The organism is Streptomyces polyasparticus (genome assembly GCF_014493765.1).
In the GTDB taxonomy this organism is placed as follows: domain Bacteria; phylum Actinomycetota; class Actinomycetes; order Streptomycetales; family Streptomycetaceae; genus Streptomyces; species Streptomyces polyasparticus.
The window spans coordinates 71,367-90,496 of record NZ_JACTVJ010000004.1 but is presented as its reverse complement, the minus strand read 5'-3'; the positions used below and the strand labels follow the sequence as shown (position 1 = coordinate 90,496).

The following is a 19,130-nucleotide window of genomic DNA, read 5'->3' as shown; positions in this document are numbered from 1 at the left end:
GCCGCTTCGGCGGCCCGCACGACGTCCCTGCAGTGAACTCCCTTGAGCTGTACGGGGCTTGAGCGAGGGAAGGGCGGAAATCCCTGTGCCGCCCTTCCCTCGTAAACCCGGCCCGTCCGCCTCTACCGGACCCCGGCCCCCGCCAGCGCCCGCAGAAACCGATCCGTCGTCCCCCGGTCCCGTACAGCGATACGCAGCCACTCCGCCCCGAGCCCCGGGAACGTGTCGCCGCGCCGCACGGCGAACCCTGCGTCCCGCAGCCGTTCGCGAACGTCCGCGGCCCGAGGGTGCCGAAGCAGCACGAACGGCCCGGCAGGCTCGCCGACGACCGACACCTCGTCGAACTTCCGCAGCCCCGCGACCAGATGAGCCCGGTCCTCCCCGTACCGCCGCGCCGCAGCCTCCGCCTCCGCCAGCGCCGCCGCCCGCATGCACGCCGAAGCCGCCGCGAGCGCCGGCGCCGACACCGGCCACAGCGGCTGGGCGCGCTCGAGCAGCGCGATGACCGCCGGATCCGCCAGGACGTACCCGATCCGCAGCCCCGCGAGACCCCAGGTCTTCGTCAGGCTGCGCAGCACCACGAGCCCGGGCACATCCGTACGCCCGGCGAGCGACTCCCGCTCGCCGGGCACGGCGTCCATGAACGCTTCGTCCACCACCAACACCCGCCCGGACCGGGCCAGTTCGGCCACCGCATCGGCAGGGTGCAGAACGGACGTCGGGTTCGTCGGATTGCCCATGACGACCAGGTCCGCCGTGTCGGGCACCGTGGAAGGGTCCAGGCGGAAGCCGTCGGCGGCGCGCAGCAGGGCGCGCCGCACCGTGTGCCCCGCATCCCGCAGCGCCGCCTCCGGCTCCGTGAACTGCGGGTGCACCACGACCGGTTGCCGTACGTCGAGCGCCCGCGCGAGCAGCACGAACGCCTCCGCGGCCCCCGCTGTGAGCAGCACACGCTCCGGACCGACCCCGTGCCGCGCGGCCACCGCGGCACGCGCCGCCCGCCCGTCCGGGTACGCGGCGAGCGTGCCCAGCGATGCGGCGATCTCGTCCCGCAGCCACTGCGGAGGCGTTCCCGTACGGACGTTGACGGCGAGATCGGTCAGCGAACCGTCACGCACCTCGGCGTCCCCGTGATGCCGCAGGTCGTACGCGAGGTCGGAAGCCGGCGCAGGCGCCTGCTGCTCAGTGCGCGTGTGCATGGCCGTGGTGGTGACCCGCGCCGTGGTGATGGTGGTGCCCGTCGTCGTCCGGGTGGAAGTGCGGCTGCTGCGGCAGACCCACCTTGTCCTCGAAGCCGGGCAGCGCGATGCGGTACACGCACGAATCGCAGTTCATCCGCAGATCGCCCTTCAGGGCCTCGCGGTAGCGCTCCATCACCAGATCGAGCAACTCCGGCTCCGGGCCGATCACTTCGGCGCACCGCGTCTCGACCTCGGGGTGCGCCTGTGCCCATCCCTCGGCCTGCTGCCGCACCCGCTCCGGCAGGATCCCGGTGAACAGGAAGTACGGCAGCACGATCACGCGCCGCGCCCCCAGCTTCACGCACCGGTCGAGCCCGCTCGGCACATCGGGCGCCGCGAGCGAGACGAACGCGGTCTCCACCCCCGCGTAACCGCGGCCCTCCCAGAACAGCCGCGCCGCCTTGTGCACCTCGGCGTTGGCGTCCGGGTCGGTCGAACCCCGCCCGACGAGCAGCACGGTGACGTCCTCGCGCGCCCAGTCGCCGCGCACCTCGTTTACGCGCCGCTCCAGTACGGCGAGCAGCGAGGGGTGCGGGCCGAGCGGACGGCCGTAGGTGTACGAGATACCGGGGTGCCGCTCCTTCTCACGGGCGAGCGCCGCCGGTATGTCGCCCTTGGCGTGCCCGGCCGACACCAGCATCAGCGGAACGGCCGCGAACTTCCGTACCCCCTGCTCCACCAGCTCGGTCACCGCCTCGCCGAGCGGCGGCGGCGAGAGCTCGATGAAGCCGCCCGCGACGGGCAGTTCGGGGTGGCGGCGCCCCAACTCCCGGACGAAAGCGCGGAAGGCATCGGCCCCGGCGTCGTCCCGGGTGCCATGTCCTGCGACGAGCAGGGCGGGAGGGGTGGTCACTGGTTCTCCTTCGTACGGGGGTCGTGCTGAGGGTGGGCCGAAGCCTGCATCGGGGTCTGGTGCGGCGGGTGGTAGAGCAGCGCGTTGAGCGCCGCGGCGGCGACCGCCGAGCCGCCCTTCTCGGAGACATTGCTGACGGCGGGCAGCCCGCTTGCGCGCAGCGCCGCCTTGGATTCGGCCGCACCGACGAAACCGACGGGCAGTCCGATCACCAGGGCGGGGTCGGCGTCGAGCGTCAGGAGCTCTTCGAGGGCGGTGGGCGCACAGCCGATCACCCACAGCGCACCGGGCCCGACCTGCTCGTAGGCGAGCCGGATCGCATGCGCCGAACGGGTCAGCCCAGGGCCGGACTCGGCGTCCTTCAAACGGCAGACGGTCTCGCGCCGCGTGATGCCCGCCGCGACCATCTCCACGTCCACGACCACGGGCGCGCCCGCGTGCAGGGCGGCGTGCGCCCGTACGAGAGCGGCCTCGTCGGTGACGAGATCCGTGGCGTAGTCGAGGTCGGCCGCCGAGTGGATCACACGCTCGACGACCGCCCGGGTCAGCGGCGCGAAGTGCGAGGTGTCGAGGCGGGCGCGCAGCCTGCGGAACGACTCCTGCTCGATGGGGTGCACGACACGGGTGTTCATCGCTGTGCCTCCACTGCCTCGGCCGCCACGGTGTCGGGGTCCTGCTGCCAGCGGTAGCCGCGCGGGGTCACCATCCGCCCCGCTATCTCGCGCGTGGCCGTGTTGCCCACGGTGACCACGGTCATCATGTCGACCGTCGCCGGGTCGAGGGCGGCCAGCGTCGTCAGGCGTACGGACTCGTCGGCGCGCGAGGCGTTGCGCACGACGCCCACCGGGGTGCGCGGTGCGCGGTGCTCCGCGAGCATCGCGAGGGCCTTCGGCAGCTGCCAGTCGCGGCCGCGGCTGCGCGGGTTGTAGAAGGTGACGACGAGATCCGCCTCGGCCGCCGCGCGCACCCGGCGCTCGATCACCTCCCAGGGGGTGTGCAGATCGGAGAGGCTGATCGACACGTGATCGTGCCCGAGCGGCGCGCCCAGGAGCGCACCGGCCGCGAGGGCGGCTGTCACGCCCGGCACGCCGACGACGTCGATGTCGTCGCTCGCCTCGGCAAGGGCGGGCGAGGCCATCGCGTAGACGCCCGCGTCGCCCGAGCCGATCAGCGCCACGGCCTGCCCCTTGCGGGCCTCGGCCACGGCGGTACGGGCCCGCTCCTCCTCGGCCCCGAGCCCCGACTCCAGGATCACGGTGCCGGGCCTGAGCAGATCGCGGATCTGGTCCACGTACTGGTCGAGGCCCACCAGGACGGCGGCGCGCCGCAGTTCGTCCTTGGCGCGGGGGGTGACCAGGTCGCGGGCGCCGGGACCGAGCCCCACGACGGCGAGCCGGCCGCGCGGCGCCCTGCGGACCACGGCGCAGGTGGCCATGGCGGCGCGGCCCTCGGGCGCCGACTTCCGCTTCGGTACGAGGAGTTCGCCGCCCTCGGCCAGAGCCGCGGCCTCCGCCACGGACGGTGTGCCGACGGCGGCCAGCGGAGCGTCGGAGGGGTTGGGCACGTCAACGGCGGCCAGCCGCTCGGAGGAGTAGGTCACCAGCGGGACGCCCAGCCGCGCGGCCGCCTCGACGATGCCGGGCTCCTCGGCCTTGGCGTCCACGGTCGCCAGACGGGCGACGGAACGCGGGCTGAGCCCGGCGTCGGCCAGCGCCGCGCCGATGACGTCGAGGACCTCGTCCACCGGCGCGCCCTTGGACGCCCCGACCCCGACGACGAGCGACGGCGGCCGCAACACGGCCTCGCGTACGGCCGGTTCGAGGGCGCGGTCGGTGACCCGGATCCGGGCTCCGGCGGGCGGGGTCGGGGCAGCCTCCGATCCGCCCGCTCCCTGGGTACCAGGCTGTGCTGCGTCATCGGCCCGCGCCGCGTCACCACCCCGTACCTGCGGAGGCAGCGCCGGCAGCGGCCAAGCGAAGTCCGCCGCCAGTTCCACGCGTTCGCCGTCCAGGACCGCCCGGCTCACCCCCGCCACATCGCCCTCGACGGGCAGCCCGAGCGTGTCGAGCCCCGGGATCCCCACCGCGTCCGTCGCCGTCGTCACCACCGGCTGCGCGCCGAGCACCTCGGCCACCTCGTGGGCCAGCGCGTTCGCCCCGCCCCCGTGGCCGCCGACGAGGGACACGGCAAAACGGCCCGCCTCGTCCACGCACACCACCCCCGGGTCGGAGGCCTTGTCGGCGAGCAGCGGCGCAAGGAGCCGTACGGTCGCGCCGGTCGCGAGGAAGCACACCAGCTGCGTGCACTCGCCGAACGCCCGCTGTACGGAAGGACCCACAGGCCCCTCGTACACCCGGACCCGGTCGGGCCAGGCCGCGGCGAGCCGCTCGCTCGCCGCGGCACCCGCCGCCGTGGCGGAGATCAGGCCGATCACTTCAGGACTCCTTCGTACGGGGACGGGCCGTTGCCCGCCGCCAAGAGGTCGGTCCGGTCGCCCCACAGCAGGAACACCGGATTGGCCGCCGCGAGCCGGGTCACGTCACCGGGCAGCGGCGCGAGGCGGGAGGACTGCAGCAGGACGCCGTCGCAGGTGTAACCGGACTCCGTGAGCGCGGCGCGCACCTGAGGCACCCGGTCGAGCGCCGCCAGCGCCACCACCACTGTGCGCCGTGCACGCCGTGCGCAGGCCCGGACGATGGCGGGCAGCTCGCGGCCGCCGCCCCCGATGAACACCGCGTCGGGATCGGCCAGATGGGAAAGCACCGTCGGAGCGGCACCGTGCACCGCGCGCACATCCACGCCGTGCGCGGCCGCGTTGGCCCGGATCCGCTCGACCCCGTCCGCGGTCTTCTCGACCGCGACCGCCGCCGCACCGAAGCGCGCACACTCGATGGCCACCGAACCGCATCCGGCGCCCACGTCCCAGACGAAGTCACCGGTCCGCGGACCGAGCCGGGCCAGCGCGAGTGCCCGCACCTCGAACTTGGTGATCATCGAGTCCCGGTGCGCGAACGCACCCTCGTCGAGCGCCCAGCGGTCCGGCGCCGGCCGGGGCCCCGCGACCGTACGTACCGGCGAAAGCAGCCGCTCCTCGTCCAGGCACAGCACCACGCTCACCGCGTCCCACACCCGCTCGGCGGCCTCGGCGGGCGTGACCCGCTTCAGGCGTTCGTGCTCGGGGTCGCCGAGCGCCGACGCGACGAGCAGCACCCGGCGTTCGGCCCGGTGCACCAGCTCCGCGCCCAGTTCGCGCGGGCCCGCGCCGGGGCCGGTGAGGACGGCCGTCTTGGGGTGCGCACGGCACACGTTGACCGCGGTCCGCAGATCGCGGCCATGCGCGCTCACCACCACCGCGTCGTCCCAGGGCAGCCCCGCCTTCGCGAACGCGGCGGCGACGGAGGACACCCCCGGCCGTATCTCGAGCGCATCCGGACCGAATCGCTCCGCCAACGCCCGGACGATCCCGAAGAATCCAGGGTCGCCGGAGGCGAGGACGACCACGCGCGCCCGCTCGTCCGCGAGCCGCTCCGCGAGCAGATCGAGTGCGGGAGCCAACGGTCCGAGCACGATCCGCTCCACGCCGTCGTGCAGGTGGGCCGCGTCCAGATGCCGCTTGCCGCCGACCGCGACCGTGGCCGCGGCGAGCAGCTCGCGGGCACGGGCGTCCAGCGGCGCGCCGCCCGCGCCCATGCCGATGACCGCGACGGCCCCGGTGGTCCGGAGGGTCTCGCCGTCCGTCGTGTCCCGGCCTTCTGCGGACGAAGGGATCGTCACGTCCCGGCCTTCCGCAGACGAAGGGATCGTCACGTCCCGGCCTTCTGCGGACGAAGGGATCGTCATGTCCCGGCCCTCTGCGTACGAAGGGACTTGCGGGCCTCGGGGTCCGCCTTGCGGTACCCGTGGAAATGGCCCGGGTGGTACAGATGCGAGCGCGTCCCCGACGCGTCGAGCGCCGGGCCGACCAGGAACAGCGTGTGCTTCCAGAGCTTGTGCTCCTTGACCGTGTCCTCGAGCGTGCCGACCGTGCAGCGCACGATCAGCTCCTCGGGCCAGGTCGCCTGATACGCCACCACGACCGGCGTCGACGTCGGATAGCCGCCTTCGAGCAGCTCACGCGCCAACTGCCCCGAGCGCGCGGCCGAAAGGAACACGGCCATGGTCGTGCCGTGCCGCGCGAACTCCCGTACCTCCTCGCCCGGCGGCATCGGTGTCTTGCCGCCGCCGAGCCGGGTCAGGACCACCGACTGCGCCACCTCGGGGATGGTCAGCTCGCGCTGCGCGAGCGCGGCGACCGCGGAGAACGCGGAGACGCCCGGCACGATCTCGGTCTCCAGACCGAGGGCGGTGCAGCGGTCGAGCTGCTCCTGCGTGCCGCCCCACAGCGCGGGGTCCCCGGAGTGGATCCGCGCCACCTTCAGCCCGTCGCGCAGGGCGCGCTCGTACACGGCGACGACGTCCTCCAGGGACATCGTCGCCGAGTCGAGTATCTCGGCGTCCGGGCGTGCGTGTTCCAGGACTTCGGCCTGCACCAGGCTCGCCGCCCAGATCACGACGTCCGCGTCCGCGATGGCCCGCGCCGCCCGGAACGTCAGCAGATCGGCGGCGCCGGGCCCCGCGCCGACGAAGGTGACCTTGCCGGTCACGGAAGCGTCCTCGGTAGCCATGGGATGGGGTCCTTCCAGGTGGTTCGGTGATGTCTCAGGGGCGGGCGGCACTGCGCAGGGGTGGTCCCTCGCGCAACCCGTCCGGGGCGCCCTCGCCCAGGGGGTCTCTTTCGGATCTTGCCGGGGGCGCGGGGTCTGGCACGCACATCTGCCGCGTTGTCGTCGGTCGCGATGGCTCCGCCATCACTCCCTCCTCCGCCTTGCAACTGCACGCGCCAGACCCCGCTTCGGCAGCCGTCAAAGGTGTTGCTTCCGTGGCCGACAAGATCCGAAAGAGACCCCCTCGCGGCGAGCCGTGCGGGCGGTGGCCCGCATGATCGGCTAGCAAAGGCGCATGGCGGTGTTCGTCGCGCTCGGCGCGTTCCTCATGACGCTGGTCGGCGGCTGGACGGCGCAGCGCGTCACCGACCGCCGTCATCTCGTCCTCGGCCTGGCCGGCGGTCTGATGCTCGGCGTGGTCGGCCTCGATCTGCTGCCGGAGGCGATGGACGCCGCCGGCCGGGAGATCTGGGGTGTGCCGGAGGCGCTGCTCCTGTTCGTGGGCGGTTTCCTCACCGCGCATCTGCTCGAACGACTGCTCGCGCTGCGCCAGGCCGCCCACGGCGCCGACGGCGAACGCGTCCCGCAGGTCGGCCTCGGCGCGGCCTCCGCGATGGTGGGGCACAGCCTGATGGACGGGATCGCGATCGGTGCCGCGTTCCAGGCGGGCAGCGCGATGGGCCTGACCGTCGCGCTCGCCGTCATCACCCATGACTTCGCGGACGGCTTCAACACGTACACGATCACGCGCCTGTACGGGAACGCCCGCCGCAAGGCCGTCGCCATGCTCTTCGCGGACGCCGCGGCACCGGTGGTCGGCGCGGCCTCCACGCTGCTGTTCACGCTGCCCGAGGAACTGCTCGGCGCCTACCTCGGCTTCTTCGGCGGCGCCCTGCTCTACCTGGCCGCGGCCGAGATCCTGCCCGAGGCGCACCACGACCACCCCGCCAAGTCGACGGTGCTCTGCACCGTCGCGGGCGTGGCCTTCATCTGGCTGGTGGTGGGCGCGGCGGAGTGACAGGGCGGGGGAGTGCACAGCCTTCCTCCACACCGGGGCGTTCCCGGTCCACCTCCACGCCGCATCGCACGCCGGGGAGTTCACAGCTTCCCTCCGCGCCCGTCCCCGCGCCGCGCGGGAGCGATCAGCGTGGACAGATACGGCAGCGGCCCCTCGGCCAGCTCGCTCGCCGGCCGGATCGACTCCTGCTCCAGACCGAGCGCCGAGCCCCAGACCGCACCCTCGATCCGCCCCGACTCCCGCAGCGCGTCGGCCACTTCCCGCGCGAGGCGCCCGAACTTGTACGCCACCACCGTGCCGGGACCGTCGAGCGCGTCCTTGAGCGCCGCCGAGCCCGCGGTCACCGGCACCAGCGTCAACGGCTCGGTGCCCTCCGTCAGTACGGCGCCGCTGCGCGCCGCGAGGTCCTGCATGGCGGTGATGCCGGGCACCGTCTCCACGACCACACCAGGGGTGAGCTCGGTGATGGTCTGCGCGAGATAGGTGAACGTCGAGTACACATTGGGGTCCCCGATCGTCGCGAAGGCGACGGTGGTGTGCTCGGCGAGCAGCCCGGCCACCCGTGCGCCCGCCGCGTCCCAGGCCGCCTCGCGGCGCCCGCGGTCGGAGCGCTCATTGAGCGCGAACACCACACGGACGACCTTCTCGCGCGCCACGTACTCCAGGACCGTCGTCTCGGCCCGGCCCGGCTCCCCGCCGTCCGAACCGTCGGGGGCCGCCATCACGGGCACCACCACGACGTCCGCCTCGCGCAGCGCGCGTACACCCTTGACCGTCACCAACTCGGGGTCGCCGGGGCCCACTCCGACCCCGATCAGCCTGCGGCTCACTGCGCTGTCCACTGCGCGCACCTCTCTACGAACCTGTGGGCGGCGCCGGGGAGCGCTGCCGCATGCGTGTGCAGATAGCTCGCGTGCACGCCCTGCTGCACGAATCCTTCGACCCGGCGTTCCGGAGCGTGCATGCCCCAGGCCGGAGCCGGGCCCGCACCCGGCTCGATCACGGTGCGGTGGAATTCATGCCCCCGGGTCCGGGTCCCGGCCGCCGCGAGGACGCTGTCCGTCACTGCGACCGCCTCCCGGTAGCCGAGGGTGAGGCGCTCCGACATCCGCGCCTCGGCGTCCAATACTCCGCACATCGGCCTGCCGTCCAGCTCGCGTGCCAGGTAGAGCAGTCCGGCGCATTCGGCCGCGACCGGGGCGCCGGACAGGGCGAGTTCCGCGACGGACTTGCGCAGCGGCTCGTTCGCGGCGAGCTCGGGCGCGTGCATCTCGGGGAAACCGCCCCCGATGATCAACCCTGCGGTCCCGTCCGGCAGTTGCTCGTCGCGCAACGGATCGAAGGGGACGACCTCGGCGCCCGCGGCCGTCATGAGTTCGGCCTGCTCGGCGTACGAGAAAGTGAAGGCGGGACCGGCGGCGAGCGCCACGACGGGCCGCTGCCGCACGGAGGGGTCGCCGTCGCGTGAAGCCCCGGGTCCGGCAGCCTCGGCGTCGGTGGCGTGGAGCCCGGCGGCTGCGGGGACGGTGGCGTCACGCCCGGCAGCTGCGGGTCCGGTCGCATCGGCGGAGGCCGAGACCGTGCCCGCGTCGAGCGCGGCCCGGGGCGACCACGGCCGCACGTCGAGCGTCGGCGCGCTGCGCGCCAGCGCGAGCAGCTGCTCCAGATCGCAGCCCTGCCGCACCTGCGCGGCGAGCGCGGCCACCGATTCCACCGCCTCGGCGGAACGCTCGGCCACCGGGACAAGGCCCAAGTGCCGCGAGGGCTGGCTCACTCGGTCCACGCGCCGCAAAGCACCCAGCACCGGCACCCCGGACTCGTCGAGCGCGTCCCGCAACAGCTCCTCGTGCCGGTCCGATCCGACCTTGTTGAGGATCACCCCCGCGATCCGTACCTCGGGGTCCCACGACGCGAACCCGTGCACCAGGGCGGCCACCGACCGCGACTGCGAGGAGGCGTCGACGACCAGGACCACGGGCGCCCGCAGCAGCTTGGCGACCTGGGCCGTGGAGGCCAGCTCGCCCTGCCCGGACGCACCGTCGTAGAGCCCCATCACGCCCTCCACGAGGGCGAGATCGCACCCTTGCGCCCCGTGCGCGAACAGTGGCGCGATCAGCTCCGCACCGCACAGATACGCGTCCAGGTTCCGCCCGACGCGGCCCGTGGCCAGTGCGTGGTAGCCCGGGTCGATGTAGTCCGGCCCCACCTTGTGCGGGGACACGGCGAGACCGGCCGCCGTGAACGCGGCCATCAGGCCGGTCGCCACGGTGGTCTTGCCGGACCCGGAAGCGGGCGCGGCGATCACCAGCCGCGGCACGGCGCTGCCCGAGCCCGGCGAGCCCGCCGCCGAACGCGGGCGGCTCACCATTCGATGCCCCGCTGGCCCTTTTGCCCGGCGTCCATCGGGTGCTTGACCTTGGACATGTCGGTGACGAGATCCGCGAACTCCACCAGCGCGGCCGGCGCATTGCGCCCGGTGATGACGACGTGCTGGGTGCCGGGCCGGTCGCGCAGCACGGACACCACCTCGTCGGTGTCGATCCAGCCCCAATGCATCGGATACGCGAACTCGTCGAGCACATACAGCTTGTACGTCTCGGCGGCGAGGTCCCGCTTGACCTGCTCCCAGCCCTCGCGGGCCTTGTCCTCGTTGCTCATCTCGCCCTCGGCGGGCGCCCGCTGGATCCACGACCAGCCCTCGCCCATCTTGTGCCAGTCCACGCTGCCGCCCTCGCCGGAGGCACCGAGCACCTTGAGCGCGTTCTCCTCGCCGACCTTCCATTTCGCCGACTTGACGAACTGGAACACCCCGATCGGCCAGCCCTGGTTCCAGGCCCGCAGCGCGAGTCCGAACGCGGCCGTGGACTTGCCCTTGCCGATCCCGGTGTGCACCACGACCAGGGGACGGTTGCGGCGCTGGCGGGTGGTGAGCCCGTCGTCCGGCACGACGGCCGGCTGTCCTTGGGGCATCAGGCGGCCCTCCGGTTCCTGTGGTCCTGAACATCCTTGACGAGTCCGGCGAGCGAGTCCGCGCGCAGCTCGTCGAGCGTGACGACGGTGCCGCCGAGCCCCTGCGCGAGCTGCCCGGCGAGCCCGAGCCGTACGGGCCCCGACTCGCAGTCCACGGTCACCGACGCGATCGACTCGGCCGCGAAGAGACCCGCCGCACGCGCCGCATGGGCCACCGGTTCGGGCCCGCCGGTGGCGCGCCCGTCCGTCACGAGCACCACAAGCGGCCTGCGTACGGGATCGCGAAGGCGCTCCACACGCAGCACCTCATGCGCCTTGAGCAGCCCCGCCGCGAGCGGGGTTCGGCCGCCGGTGGGCAGCGCTTCCAGGCGTACGGCGGCGGCATCCACCGAGGACGTCGGCGGCAGCGCCACCTCCGCGCCCGCGCCGCGGAAGGTCACCAGGCCCACCTTGTCCCGCCGCTGGTACGCGTCGAGCAGCAGCGAGAGCACGGCGCCCTTCACCGCGCTCATCCGCTGCCGTGCGGCCATGGACCCGGAGGCGTCCACGACGAACAGCACGAGATTGCCCTCGCGCCCCTCGCGTACCGCCTGCCGCAGATCGTCCCTGCGGACGACGAGGCCGCGGCCCGCACGTCCGCGTGCCCGCTGGTGCGGCGCCGCGGCCTGCACCGTGGCCGCCAAGTGCAGCTTGGTGAGGGCACCTTGAGGCCTGCGTGCGCCCGTGGTCCGCCCGTGGTCGGTGCGCGCCCGCGACCGCCGTCCGGCCGCGCCGGCGCCCGTACCGGGCACGCTGAGCAGCTTGGTGCGGAACGGCTCGGCGGCCGCGGCCGGGCTCTGCTCACCCGCTCCGGAGGACGCGGACTGCTCGCTCTGCTCCTTGCCGTCCGACTCCTTGGGGTCCGGCGCCTGCGGAGCCGAGGACTGCGGCGGGACCTGAGGCCCCGCGTCCCCGTCGTCCCCGCCGTCCTCGGGCGGGCGCCCGCCGCCGTCCGGGCCGTCGGGATCCGGATCGTCGTCCGGGCCGTCGCCGTCCGAGGAGTCGGAGGACCCGAACTCCTCAAGGGTCTCGTCGAGCTTGTCCTCATCAAGGCCCGGTGCGTCGAAGGGGTTGCGGCGCCTGCGGTGCGGCAGAGCGAGCAGCGCGGCCTGCCGCACGTCCTCCGCCGTGACCTCCTCGCGCCCCGCCCAGGCCGCGAGCGCGGTGGCGGTACGGGCCATCACGATGTCGGCCCGCATCCCGTCCACCTCGAACGCGGCACAGGTCGCGGCGATCTGCCGCAGCACCCCGTCCCCGAGCCGTACGGAGGGCAGCAGCGCCCGCGCGGCCACGATCCGGGCCCGTACGGCCCGCTCCTCGTCGGCCCAGCGCGCGGCGAACCCGGCCGGATCGTCGTCATAGGCGAGGCGCCGCTTCACGACCTCCACCCGCTGGTCGGGCTCGCGCGAGGCCGAGACCTCGACGGTCAGGCCGAAGCGGTCGAGCAACTGCGGTCGCAGTTCGCCCTCTTCGGGGTTCATCGTCCCCACGAGCAGGAAGCGCGCGGCATGCCGTACGGAGACACCTTCGCGTTCCACGTACGAGGCGCCCATCGCGGCGGCGTCGAGCAGCAGGTCGACGAGGTGGTCGTGCAGCAGATTGACCTCGTCCACGTACAGGATCCCGCGGTGCGCATCGGCGAGCAGCCCCGGCTCGAAGGCCTTCACGCCCTCGGCGAGGGCCCGCTCGATGTCGAGCGCCCCGACGAGCCGGTCCTCGGAGGCCCCGACGGGCAGTTCGACCATCCGCGCGGCCCGCGCCACCGTGCCGGCCGCGTCATGCGGCCCGTCCGGGCACTGGGCGTCGGGCGCCTGCGGATCACAGGAGAACCTGCACCCGGGCACGACCTCGACCTCGGGCAGCAGCGCCGAAAGCGCCCGCACGGCGGTCGACTTGGCGGTCCCCTTCTCGCCGCGTACGAGCACACCGCCGACGGCGGGGGAGACGGCATTGATCACCAACGCGAGCCGCAGGTCGTCCTGCCCGACGAGAGCGGTGAACGGATAGGGCGTGTTCATGCGGTGGCCTCCACCATCAACTCGGCGTCCAGCTCTTCCCTTGTCGTCGCGACCACGTTCACGCCCCGTCACCTTCCAGATCGCCCTCGAGCTGGAGATACAGCTCCCGCAGCCGCTCCAACGTCGAGGCATCGGGCGACGCCCACAACGACCGGTCCGCCGCCTCGAGCAACCGCTCCGTGATCCCGCGCAGCGCCCAGGGGTTGGACTTCCGCATGAACTCCTGGTTCTCCTCGGAGAACACGTACTCCGCGGCCAACTTCTCGTACATCCAGTCGTCCACGACCCCGGCCGTCGCGTCGTACCCGAACAGGTAGTCCACGGTGGCCGCCATCTCGAACGCCCCCTTGTAGCCGTGCCGCCGCATCGCCGCCATCCACCGCGGGTTGACCACCCGCGCGCGGAACACGCGATGCGTCTCCTCCCCGAGGGTGCGCGTCTTCACCTGATCCGGCACGGCCGAGTCACCCACGTACGCCTCGGGTGACACACCGGTCAGATGGCGCACCATCGCCACCATCCCGCCGTGGTACTGGAAGTAGTCGTCGGCGTCGACGAGATCGTGCTCGCGCGTGTCCACGTTCTTCGCCGCGACCGCGATCCGCCGGAACGCCGTCTCCATGTCCCCGCGCGCGGCCCGCCCGTCGAGCCCCCGCCCGTACGTATAGCCGCCCCACACCGCGTACACCTCGGCGAGATCCGCGTCGGAGCGCCAGTTGCGCGCGTCGATCAGCGGCAGCAGACCTGCGCCGTACGCGCCGGGCTTGGACCCGAAGATCCGTGCCGTGGCCCTGCGCCGGTCGCCGTGCTCGGCGGTGTCCTCGTCGGCGTGCGCCCGCACGTAGTTCATGGCCGCGGGCTCGTCGAGCTCCGCGACGGCCCGCACCGCATCGTCGATCAGCCCCACCACATGCGGGAACGCATCCCGGAAGAACCCGGAGATCCGCACCGTCACATCGATACGGGGCCGCCCCAGCTCCTCCAGGGGCACGATCTCGAACCCGGTCACGCGCCGCGAGGCGTCGTCCCACACGGGACGGCAGCCGAGCAGCGCCAGGATCTCCGCGATGTCGTCGCCCTGGGTGCGCATCGCCGACGTGCCCCACACGGTGAGACCCACCGACTTGGGGTACTCACCGGTGTCCGTGAGATACCGCGCCACGAGCGAGTCGGCGAGCGCCTGCCCGACCTCCCACGACAGGCGCGAGGGGATGGCCTTGGGGTCGACCGAGTAGAAGTTGCGCCCGGTCGGCAGCACGTTCACCAGACCGCGCGTCGGCGATCCGGACGGCCCTGCGGGCACATAGCCCCCGTCGAGCGCCCGCAGGATGTGCCCGATCTCGTCCGTGGTCCGGGCGAGGCGCGGCACGACCTCCTCGCAGGCGAAGCCCAACACGGCGACCGCGGGCGGCAGTTCGACACCGACCACGTCCCGCACCAGTGCGCGCACGGCCGAGAGCTCCCAGCCCCGCTCTTCCATGCCCTCTGCGAGCCGCCGGCACAGCTGCTCGAGCAGGTCCAGCGCGTCCGAGCCGGTCCGTGCGGGACCGTCGACCAGCGAGGTCAGCCCGTCCGCGACCTTCACCGCGGCCCCCGGCTCGGCCAGCAGCTCCTTCTCCACAAGACCGAAGTGCTCGGCGAGACAGGCGCGCAGCCCCGGCAGCGCATGGGCCGTACCGCCCCACACCTGCGAGGCCCGCAGCACCGCGAGCACGAGGTTGACCCGCGCCTCGCCGACCGGGCCGCCGCCGAGGATGTGCAGTCCGTCGCGGATCTGCACGTCCTTGATCTCGCAGAGGTAGCCGTCGATGTGCATCACGAACTCGTCGAACGCGTCGTCGTCCGGCTGGTCGTCGACATGCAGATCGTGGTGCAGCTCCGCGGCCTTCACCAGCGTCCAGATCTGCGCCCGTACGGCCGGTGCCTTCGCCGGGTCGAGATCGCTCACCAGGGCGTACTCGTCGAGGAGTTGCTCCAGCTTCGCCAGGTCCCCGTAGGTGTCGGCGCGCGCCATCGGCGGCACCAGATGGTCCACGACCGTGGCGTGCCCGCGCCGCTTGGCCTGGGTGCCCTCACCCGGGTCGTTGACGATGAACGGATAGATCAGCGGCAGGTCGCCGAGCACGGCGTCCGGAGCGCAACTCCCGCTCAGACCGAGGCCCTTGCCGGGCAGCCACTCCATCGTCCCGTGCTTGCCCATGTGCACGATGGCGTCGGCGCCGAATGTGTTCTCCAACCAGCGGTACGCCGCCATGTAGTGGTGCGAAGGCGGCATATCGGGGTCGTGGTAGATCGCGATCGGGTTCTCGCCGAAGCCGCGCGGCGGCTGGATCATCACCACGACGTTCCCGAACTGCAGGGACGCCAGCACGATGTCCTCGCCGTCGACGTACAGCGAGCCGGGCGGCTCGCCCCACGCCTCCAGCATCCCTTCGCGCAGCGAGGGTTCGAGCCGCGCGAACCAGGCCTGGTAGTCGGCCAGCGGCACCCGCGCGGGCGCCGCCGCAAGCTGGTCCTCGGTCAGCCACTCCACGTCGTGTCCGCCGGCCTCGATCAGGCGGTGGATCAGCTCGTCGCCCTCGGCCGGATGCCCCACGACTCCGTACCCGGCATCACGCAGCGCGTCGAGCAGCCGTACCGCGGACGCGGGGGTGTCCAGGCCCACCGCATTGCCCACGCGCGAGTGCTTCGTCGGGTACGCGGTGAACACCAGGCCCAGTTTCTTCTCCGCGTTGTCCTTGTGCCGCAGCCGCGCATGGCGCACCGCGATCCCGGCCACGCGCGCGGCCCGCCCCGGATCGGCCCGGTAGACCGGGACGTCGTCGGGCCCCTGCTCCTTGAACGAGAACGGCACGGTGATCAGCCGCCCGTCGAACTCCGGGATCGCCACCTGCATCGCCGCGTCCATGGGGGAGAGCGCCGCATCCGACGCCTCCCACGCGGCCTGCGAGGAGGTCAGGCAAAGTCCTTGCAGCACAGGGATGTTGAGATCCGCCAGGGCGCCGATGTCCCAAGCCTCCTCGTCCCCGCCCGCGGACGCCTCGGACGCATGCGTGCCACCGGCCGCGAGCACGGTCGCGACCAGCGCGTCGGCCTGCCCGATCAGCTCATAGAGCGCCGGGTCCGCACCGCGCAGCGAACCGCAGAACACCGGCAGCGCATTGGCCCCCGCGTCCTCGATCGCCGCGCACAGGGTGTCCACGAACGCGGTGTTCCCGGACAGCTCATGCGCGCGGTAGAAGAGCACGCCGACCGTCGGCCGCCCCTCCACCCGCGCATACGCGCCGTGCAGCCCGAACTCCGGCATCTTCTCCGGCTCGGCGAAACCCTCACCGGTGAGCAGCACGGTGTCCGACAGAAAGCGCGCCAGCTCGGCGAGGTTTCCCGGACCGCCCTCCACCAGATACCGCAGCGCTTCGGCGACCACGCCCGCCGGCACCGAGGACTCGGCCATCAACTCGGCGTCCGGCACGGACTCGCCGCCGAGCAGCACGGTCGGTATCCCCGCCGCACGCAGCGCGGAGAGCCCGTCCTCCCAGGCCCGCTTGCCGCCGAGCAGCCGCACCACCGCGATGTCCGCGCCGTCGAGGAGCCCGGGCAGCTCCTCGGCCACGTCCACGCGCATCGGATTGCCGATGCGGTACGGCGCCTCGGACGCCCGCGCCGCGAGCAGATCCGTATCGGCGGTGGACAGAAGAAGAACGGTCATGAAGGAGCCCCCGGAGCGATGAAAGGAAGACCAGCGGGTGCACCGGTCTCGATGAGCCTGAGCAGCGCGGAGGTGTCCGCGTGCTCCTCGATGAGGTCGCCGAGCCGGTCGAGCTGCTCCTCGCGCAGCGCACCGAAGCTCGTGTCGGGCGCGGGCACGAAACGCCGGCCCGCGTCCGCCGCGACCGCGCACAGGAACGCACGCCGGAACGCGTCGCTCTCCAGCGACCCGTGCCAGTGCGTCCCCCACACGCCGCCCACCCGGCAGCCGTCCAAACTCTGTCCAATGTCATCAGAGATGAACGCTTCACCGCCGAGCACTTCGGCGACCCCGTGATGAATCTCGTAACCTTCGACGTTTTCGCCCAGTGCCCTGCCCACTGGACGCGTCAGCGTTTTCTCGCGCCGGAAGCGGACCCGGACCGGCAGCAAGCCAAGCCCGTCCACCGCTCCCGCGCGGGACTCGATCTCGTCCTCGATGTGCTCGCCCAGGATCTGGAATCCGCCACAGATCCCCAGAATCGGACGTCCCTCGGCTGCCCTGCGCCCCAGCGCCCGCTCGAATCCCCGCCGTCTCAACCACTCCAACGCCGCGACGGTGCCGCGGGTTCCCGGGATCACGACGAGATCCGCGTCGACCAGTTCCTCCGGCCTGTCCACGAAGCGCACCACCACACCGGGCTCGGCGGCGAGCGCGTCCACATCGGTGAAGTTCGACATCAGCGGGATCGCACAGACCGCGACCCGCAGCAGCTCCTCGCCGACCGGCGGCGCGACCTCGGACTCCCGTACGGCACCGCGCAGCGACACCCTGAGCCCGTCCTCCTCGTCGATCCCGAGCCCGTGCGCATAGGGCAGCACGCCGTAAGTCGCCCGCCCGGTCAGCCCCTTGAGCATGTCGAGGCCGGGTTCGAGCAGCGAGACATCCCCGCGGAACTTGTTCACCAGATACCCGGCGACCAGTTCCTGGTCCTCCTTGGCGAGCAGCGCGGTCGTACCGAAGAAGGACGCGAAGACACCTCCGCGGTCGATGTCGCCGACCACGACCACCGGGAACCGCGCCGCCCGCGCGATCCCCATGTTCACGATGTCGGTCCGGCGCAGATTGATCTCCGCGGGACTCCCGGCCCCCTCGCAGATGACGGCGTCGTACGCACTCCGCAGCTGCTCCAGGCAGTCCACGACCGTCCCGAGCAGCGCCTCCTGTCGGCCCCCGTGGTAGCCGCGCGCGCTCATCTCGCCCACCGGCTTGCCCATCAGGACCACCTGGCTGGAGCGGTCGCTGCCGGGCTTGAGCAGCACCGGGTTCATCAGCGCCGTCGGCTCCACCCGCGCGGCCTGCGCCTGCATCGCCTGTGCCCGGCCGATCTCCGCACCCTCGCGCGTCACGAAGGAGTTGAGCGACATGTTCTGCGCCTTGAACGGCGCGACCGACACCCCCTGCCGCGCCAGCCAGCGGCAGATCCCCGCGGTGACCACACTCTTGCCGGCGTCCGAGGTGGTCCCGGCGACCAGCAGTCCACCGCTCATGATGTTCCTCTTCCTGTCCGTGGAGCGCGCGTTCGGGCACGTGGGGCGCGCACAACCCGATCCGCCGCCACACAGACGGCGAGGGCCAGCCAGTTCACCCGGCGGGCGAGCCGTACGGCCCGCTCGATGTCCGCCACTTGGACGGCGCGCCCGGCGTCGTTGAGCACCGGACGGTGCTCCACTCGACCCCCGTACGAGAGAACACCCCCCAGCCGTACGCCGAGCGCGCCCGCGAAGGAGGCCTCCACCGGGCCTGCGTTGGGGCTCGGATGCGCGTCCGCATCCTGCCGCCATGCCTGCACGGCGCCCTGCGGATCGCCACCCGCGAGGACGGCCAGGGCGGCCGTGAGCCGGGCGCCGGGCCAGCCCGCCACATCGTCCAGGCGCGCCGAAGCCCAGCCGTAGCGCCGGTACTTGGGCGACTTGTGCCCCACCATCGCGTCCAGGGTGTTCACGGCACGGAACCCGAGCAGGCCCGGCACCCCGGCGGCAGCCCCCCACACCAGCGCGCCCACGACCGCGTCGGAGGTGTTCTCGGCCACGGACTCGACCACGGCACGCGCGATACCCGCCTCGTCGAGGGCCTGGGGATCCCGCCCGCACAGATGCGGCAGCCGCTCACGTGCCGCCTCGACATCGCCGGCGTCCAGGGCGGCGGCAATGGCCCGCGCTTCCCGTACGAGCGAAGTACCGCCCACCACCGACCAGGTGGCGGCGGCGGTCAGGGCGACGGATGCGGCGGGGGAGCGGCGGGCGGCGGCGGAGGCCAGCGCGCCGAGGGCCACGGCACCACCCGCGCAGACGGCGGTGTGCACGGCGCCGGCGGCCCGGCTGTCACGCCACAGGACACGCTCGACAGCGCTCGCGGCGCGCCCGAACGCGGCAACCGGATGCCCACGGCGTGGATCACCGAAGAGCAGATCGCCGAGCAGGCCGGCCGCGGCGCCGTACGCGAAAGTGCGATCGGCACCCACGGATCAGACCGCCGATACGCCTCGAAGAACCTTCGTACAGGAGGTACTTGGCAGAGCGATGCAGCCTGGCATGGCG

Annotated in this window: 14 protein-coding genes; 1 reads left to right on the top strand and 13 read right to left on the bottom strand. The window is 72.9% G+C overall.

All coding sequences use genetic code 11. The annotated features are described in order from the left end of the window. Positions 1 to 122: 122 nt before the first annotated feature. From cobC to cobM, 6 genes are all read right to left on the bottom strand, one after another. Positions 123 to 1,199 (bottom strand): Rv2231c family histidinol phosphate aminotransferase CobC, encoded by a 1,077-nt coding sequence (gene cobC, locus H9Y04_RS04705; RefSeq protein WP_187812380.1) that lies wholly within the window; start codon positions 1,197 to 1,199, stop codon positions 123 to 125. After that, on the bottom strand, positions 1,183 to 2,094 hold the full coding sequence (locus H9Y04_RS04700; RefSeq protein WP_187812379.1) for a sirohydrochlorin chelatase: 912 nt from the start codon (positions 2,092 to 2,094) through the stop codon (positions 1,183 to 1,185). The genes cobC and H9Y04_RS04700 overlap by 17 nt, the downstream gene beginning before the upstream one ends. Continuing rightward, complete coding sequence (locus H9Y04_RS04695) at positions 2,091 to 2,726, bottom strand: precorrin-8X methylmutase (protein ID WP_236070592.1); 636 nt, start codon at positions 2,724 to 2,726, stop codon at positions 2,091 to 2,093. Before H9Y04_RS04695 ends, H9Y04_RS04700 begins: the two co-directional genes overlap by 4 nt. Beyond that, positions 2,723 to 4,528: a precorrin-3B C(17)-methyltransferase gene (gene cobJ / locus H9Y04_RS04690; RefSeq protein ID WP_187812378.1), complete on the bottom strand. Its 1,806-nt coding sequence runs from the start codon at positions 4,526 to 4,528 to the stop codon at positions 2,723 to 2,725. The genes H9Y04_RS04695 and cobJ overlap by 4 nt, the downstream gene beginning before the upstream one ends. Then, positions 4,525 to 5,790 carry a precorrin-6y C5,15-methyltransferase (decarboxylating) subunit CbiE gene (gene cbiE, locus H9Y04_RS04685; protein WP_308800902.1) on the bottom strand — a complete coding sequence of 422 codons (1,266 nt, stop codon included), beginning with the start codon at positions 5,788 to 5,790 and terminating at the stop codon, positions 4,525 to 4,527. Before cbiE ends, cobJ begins: the two co-directional genes overlap by 4 nt. A gap of 140 nt (positions 5,791 to 5,930) precedes the next feature. Then, complete coding sequence (gene cobM, locus H9Y04_RS04680) at positions 5,931 to 6,758, bottom strand: precorrin-4 C(11)-methyltransferase (RefSeq protein WP_187812377.1); 828 nt, start codon at positions 6,756 to 6,758, stop codon at positions 5,931 to 5,933. Between the two features lie 334 nt (positions 6,759 to 7,092). Here cobM and H9Y04_RS04675 point away from each other — a divergent pair, with 334 nt between their 5' ends. Next, entirely contained in the window at positions 7,093 to 7,815 is a 723-nt protein-coding gene (locus H9Y04_RS04675; protein WP_187812376.1) for a ZIP family metal transporter, read from the top strand. Between the two features lie 80 nt (positions 7,816 to 7,895). On the opposite strand, the gene cobI is transcribed toward H9Y04_RS04675, so the two are convergent. Genes cobI through H9Y04_RS04640 form a run of 7 tightly spaced genes read right to left on the bottom strand, consistent with a single transcriptional unit; the run spans position 7,896 to position 19,054 of the window. Beyond that, entirely contained in the window at positions 7,896 to 8,645 is a 750-nt protein-coding gene (gene cobI, locus H9Y04_RS04670) for a precorrin-2 C(20)-methyltransferase (RefSeq protein ID WP_187813034.1), read from the bottom strand. After that, positions 8,642 to 10,183 (bottom strand): cobyrinic acid a,c-diamide synthase CobB, encoded by a 1,542-nt coding sequence (locus tag H9Y04_RS04665; protein ID WP_187812375.1) that lies wholly within the window; start codon positions 10,181 to 10,183, stop codon positions 8,642 to 8,644. Before H9Y04_RS04665 ends, cobI begins: the two co-directional genes overlap by 4 nt. Continuing rightward, positions 10,177 to 10,785 carry a cob(I)yrinic acid a,c-diamide adenosyltransferase gene (gene cobO / locus H9Y04_RS04660; RefSeq protein ID WP_187812374.1) on the bottom strand — a complete coding sequence of 203 codons (609 nt, stop codon included), beginning with the start codon at positions 10,783 to 10,785 and terminating at the stop codon, positions 10,177 to 10,179. The genes H9Y04_RS04665 and cobO overlap by 7 nt, the downstream gene beginning before the upstream one ends. Further along, on the bottom strand, positions 10,785 to 12,842 hold the full coding sequence (locus H9Y04_RS04655; protein ID WP_187812373.1) for a putative cobaltochelatase: 2,058 nt from the start codon (positions 12,840 to 12,842) through the stop codon (positions 10,785 to 10,787). Before H9Y04_RS04655 ends, cobO begins: the two co-directional genes overlap by 1 nt. 58 nt (positions 12,843 to 12,900) lie before the next feature. Further along, entirely contained in the window at positions 12,901 to 16,551 is a 3,651-nt protein-coding gene (gene cobN / locus H9Y04_RS04650) for a cobaltochelatase subunit CobN (RefSeq protein WP_187812372.1), read from the bottom strand. Further along, complete coding sequence (locus tag H9Y04_RS04645; RefSeq protein WP_187812371.1) at positions 16,548 to 18,080, bottom strand: cobyric acid synthase; 1,533 nt, start codon at positions 18,078 to 18,080, stop codon at positions 16,548 to 16,550. Before H9Y04_RS04645 ends, cobN begins: the two co-directional genes overlap by 4 nt. Next, positions 18,077 to 19,054, bottom strand: coding sequence for a cobalamin biosynthesis protein (locus H9Y04_RS04640; protein WP_187812370.1), 978 nt, complete (start codon positions 19,052 to 19,054; stop codon positions 18,077 to 18,079). The genes H9Y04_RS04645 and H9Y04_RS04640 overlap by 4 nt, the downstream gene beginning before the upstream one ends. Positions 19,055 to 19,130 lie beyond the last annotated feature (76 nt).

What these genes read in the sequence shown, in the direction of transcription:
- cobC (WP_187812380.1), bottom strand. Translation starts at nt 1,199, where the DNA reads ATGCACACGCGCACTGAGCAGCAGGCGCCTGCGCCGGCTTCCGACCTC.
- H9Y04_RS04695 (WP_236070592.1), bottom strand. Translation starts at nt 2,726, where the DNA reads ATGAACACCCGTGTCGTGCACCCCATCGAGCAGGAGTCGTTCCGCAGG.
- cobM (WP_187812377.1), bottom strand. Translation starts at nt 6,758, where the DNA reads ATGGCTACCGAGGACGCTTCCGTGACCGGCAAGGTCACCTTCGTCGGC.
- H9Y04_RS04675 (WP_187812376.1), top strand. Translation starts at nt 7,093, where the DNA reads ATGGCGGTGTTCGTCGCGCTCGGCGCGTTCCTCATGACGCTGGTCGGC.
- H9Y04_RS04665 (WP_187812375.1), bottom strand. Translation starts at nt 10,183, where the DNA reads ATGGTGAGCCGCCCGCGTTCGGCGGCGGGCTCGCCGGGCTCGGGCAGC.
- cobO (WP_187812374.1), bottom strand. Translation starts at nt 10,785, where the DNA reads ATGCCCCAAGGACAGCCGGCCGTCGTGCCGGACGACGGGCTCACCACC.
- H9Y04_RS04655 (WP_187812373.1), bottom strand. Translation starts at nt 12,842, where the DNA reads ATGAACACGCCCTATCCGTTCACCGCTCTCGTCGGGCAGGACGACCTG.
- cobN (WP_187812372.1), bottom strand. Translation starts at nt 16,551, where the DNA reads ATGACCGTTCTTCTTCTGTCCACCGCCGATACGGATCTGCTCGCGGCG.
- H9Y04_RS04645 (WP_187812371.1), bottom strand. Translation starts at nt 18,080, where the DNA reads ATGAGCGGTGGACTGCTGGTCGCCGGGACCACCTCGGACGCCGGCAAG.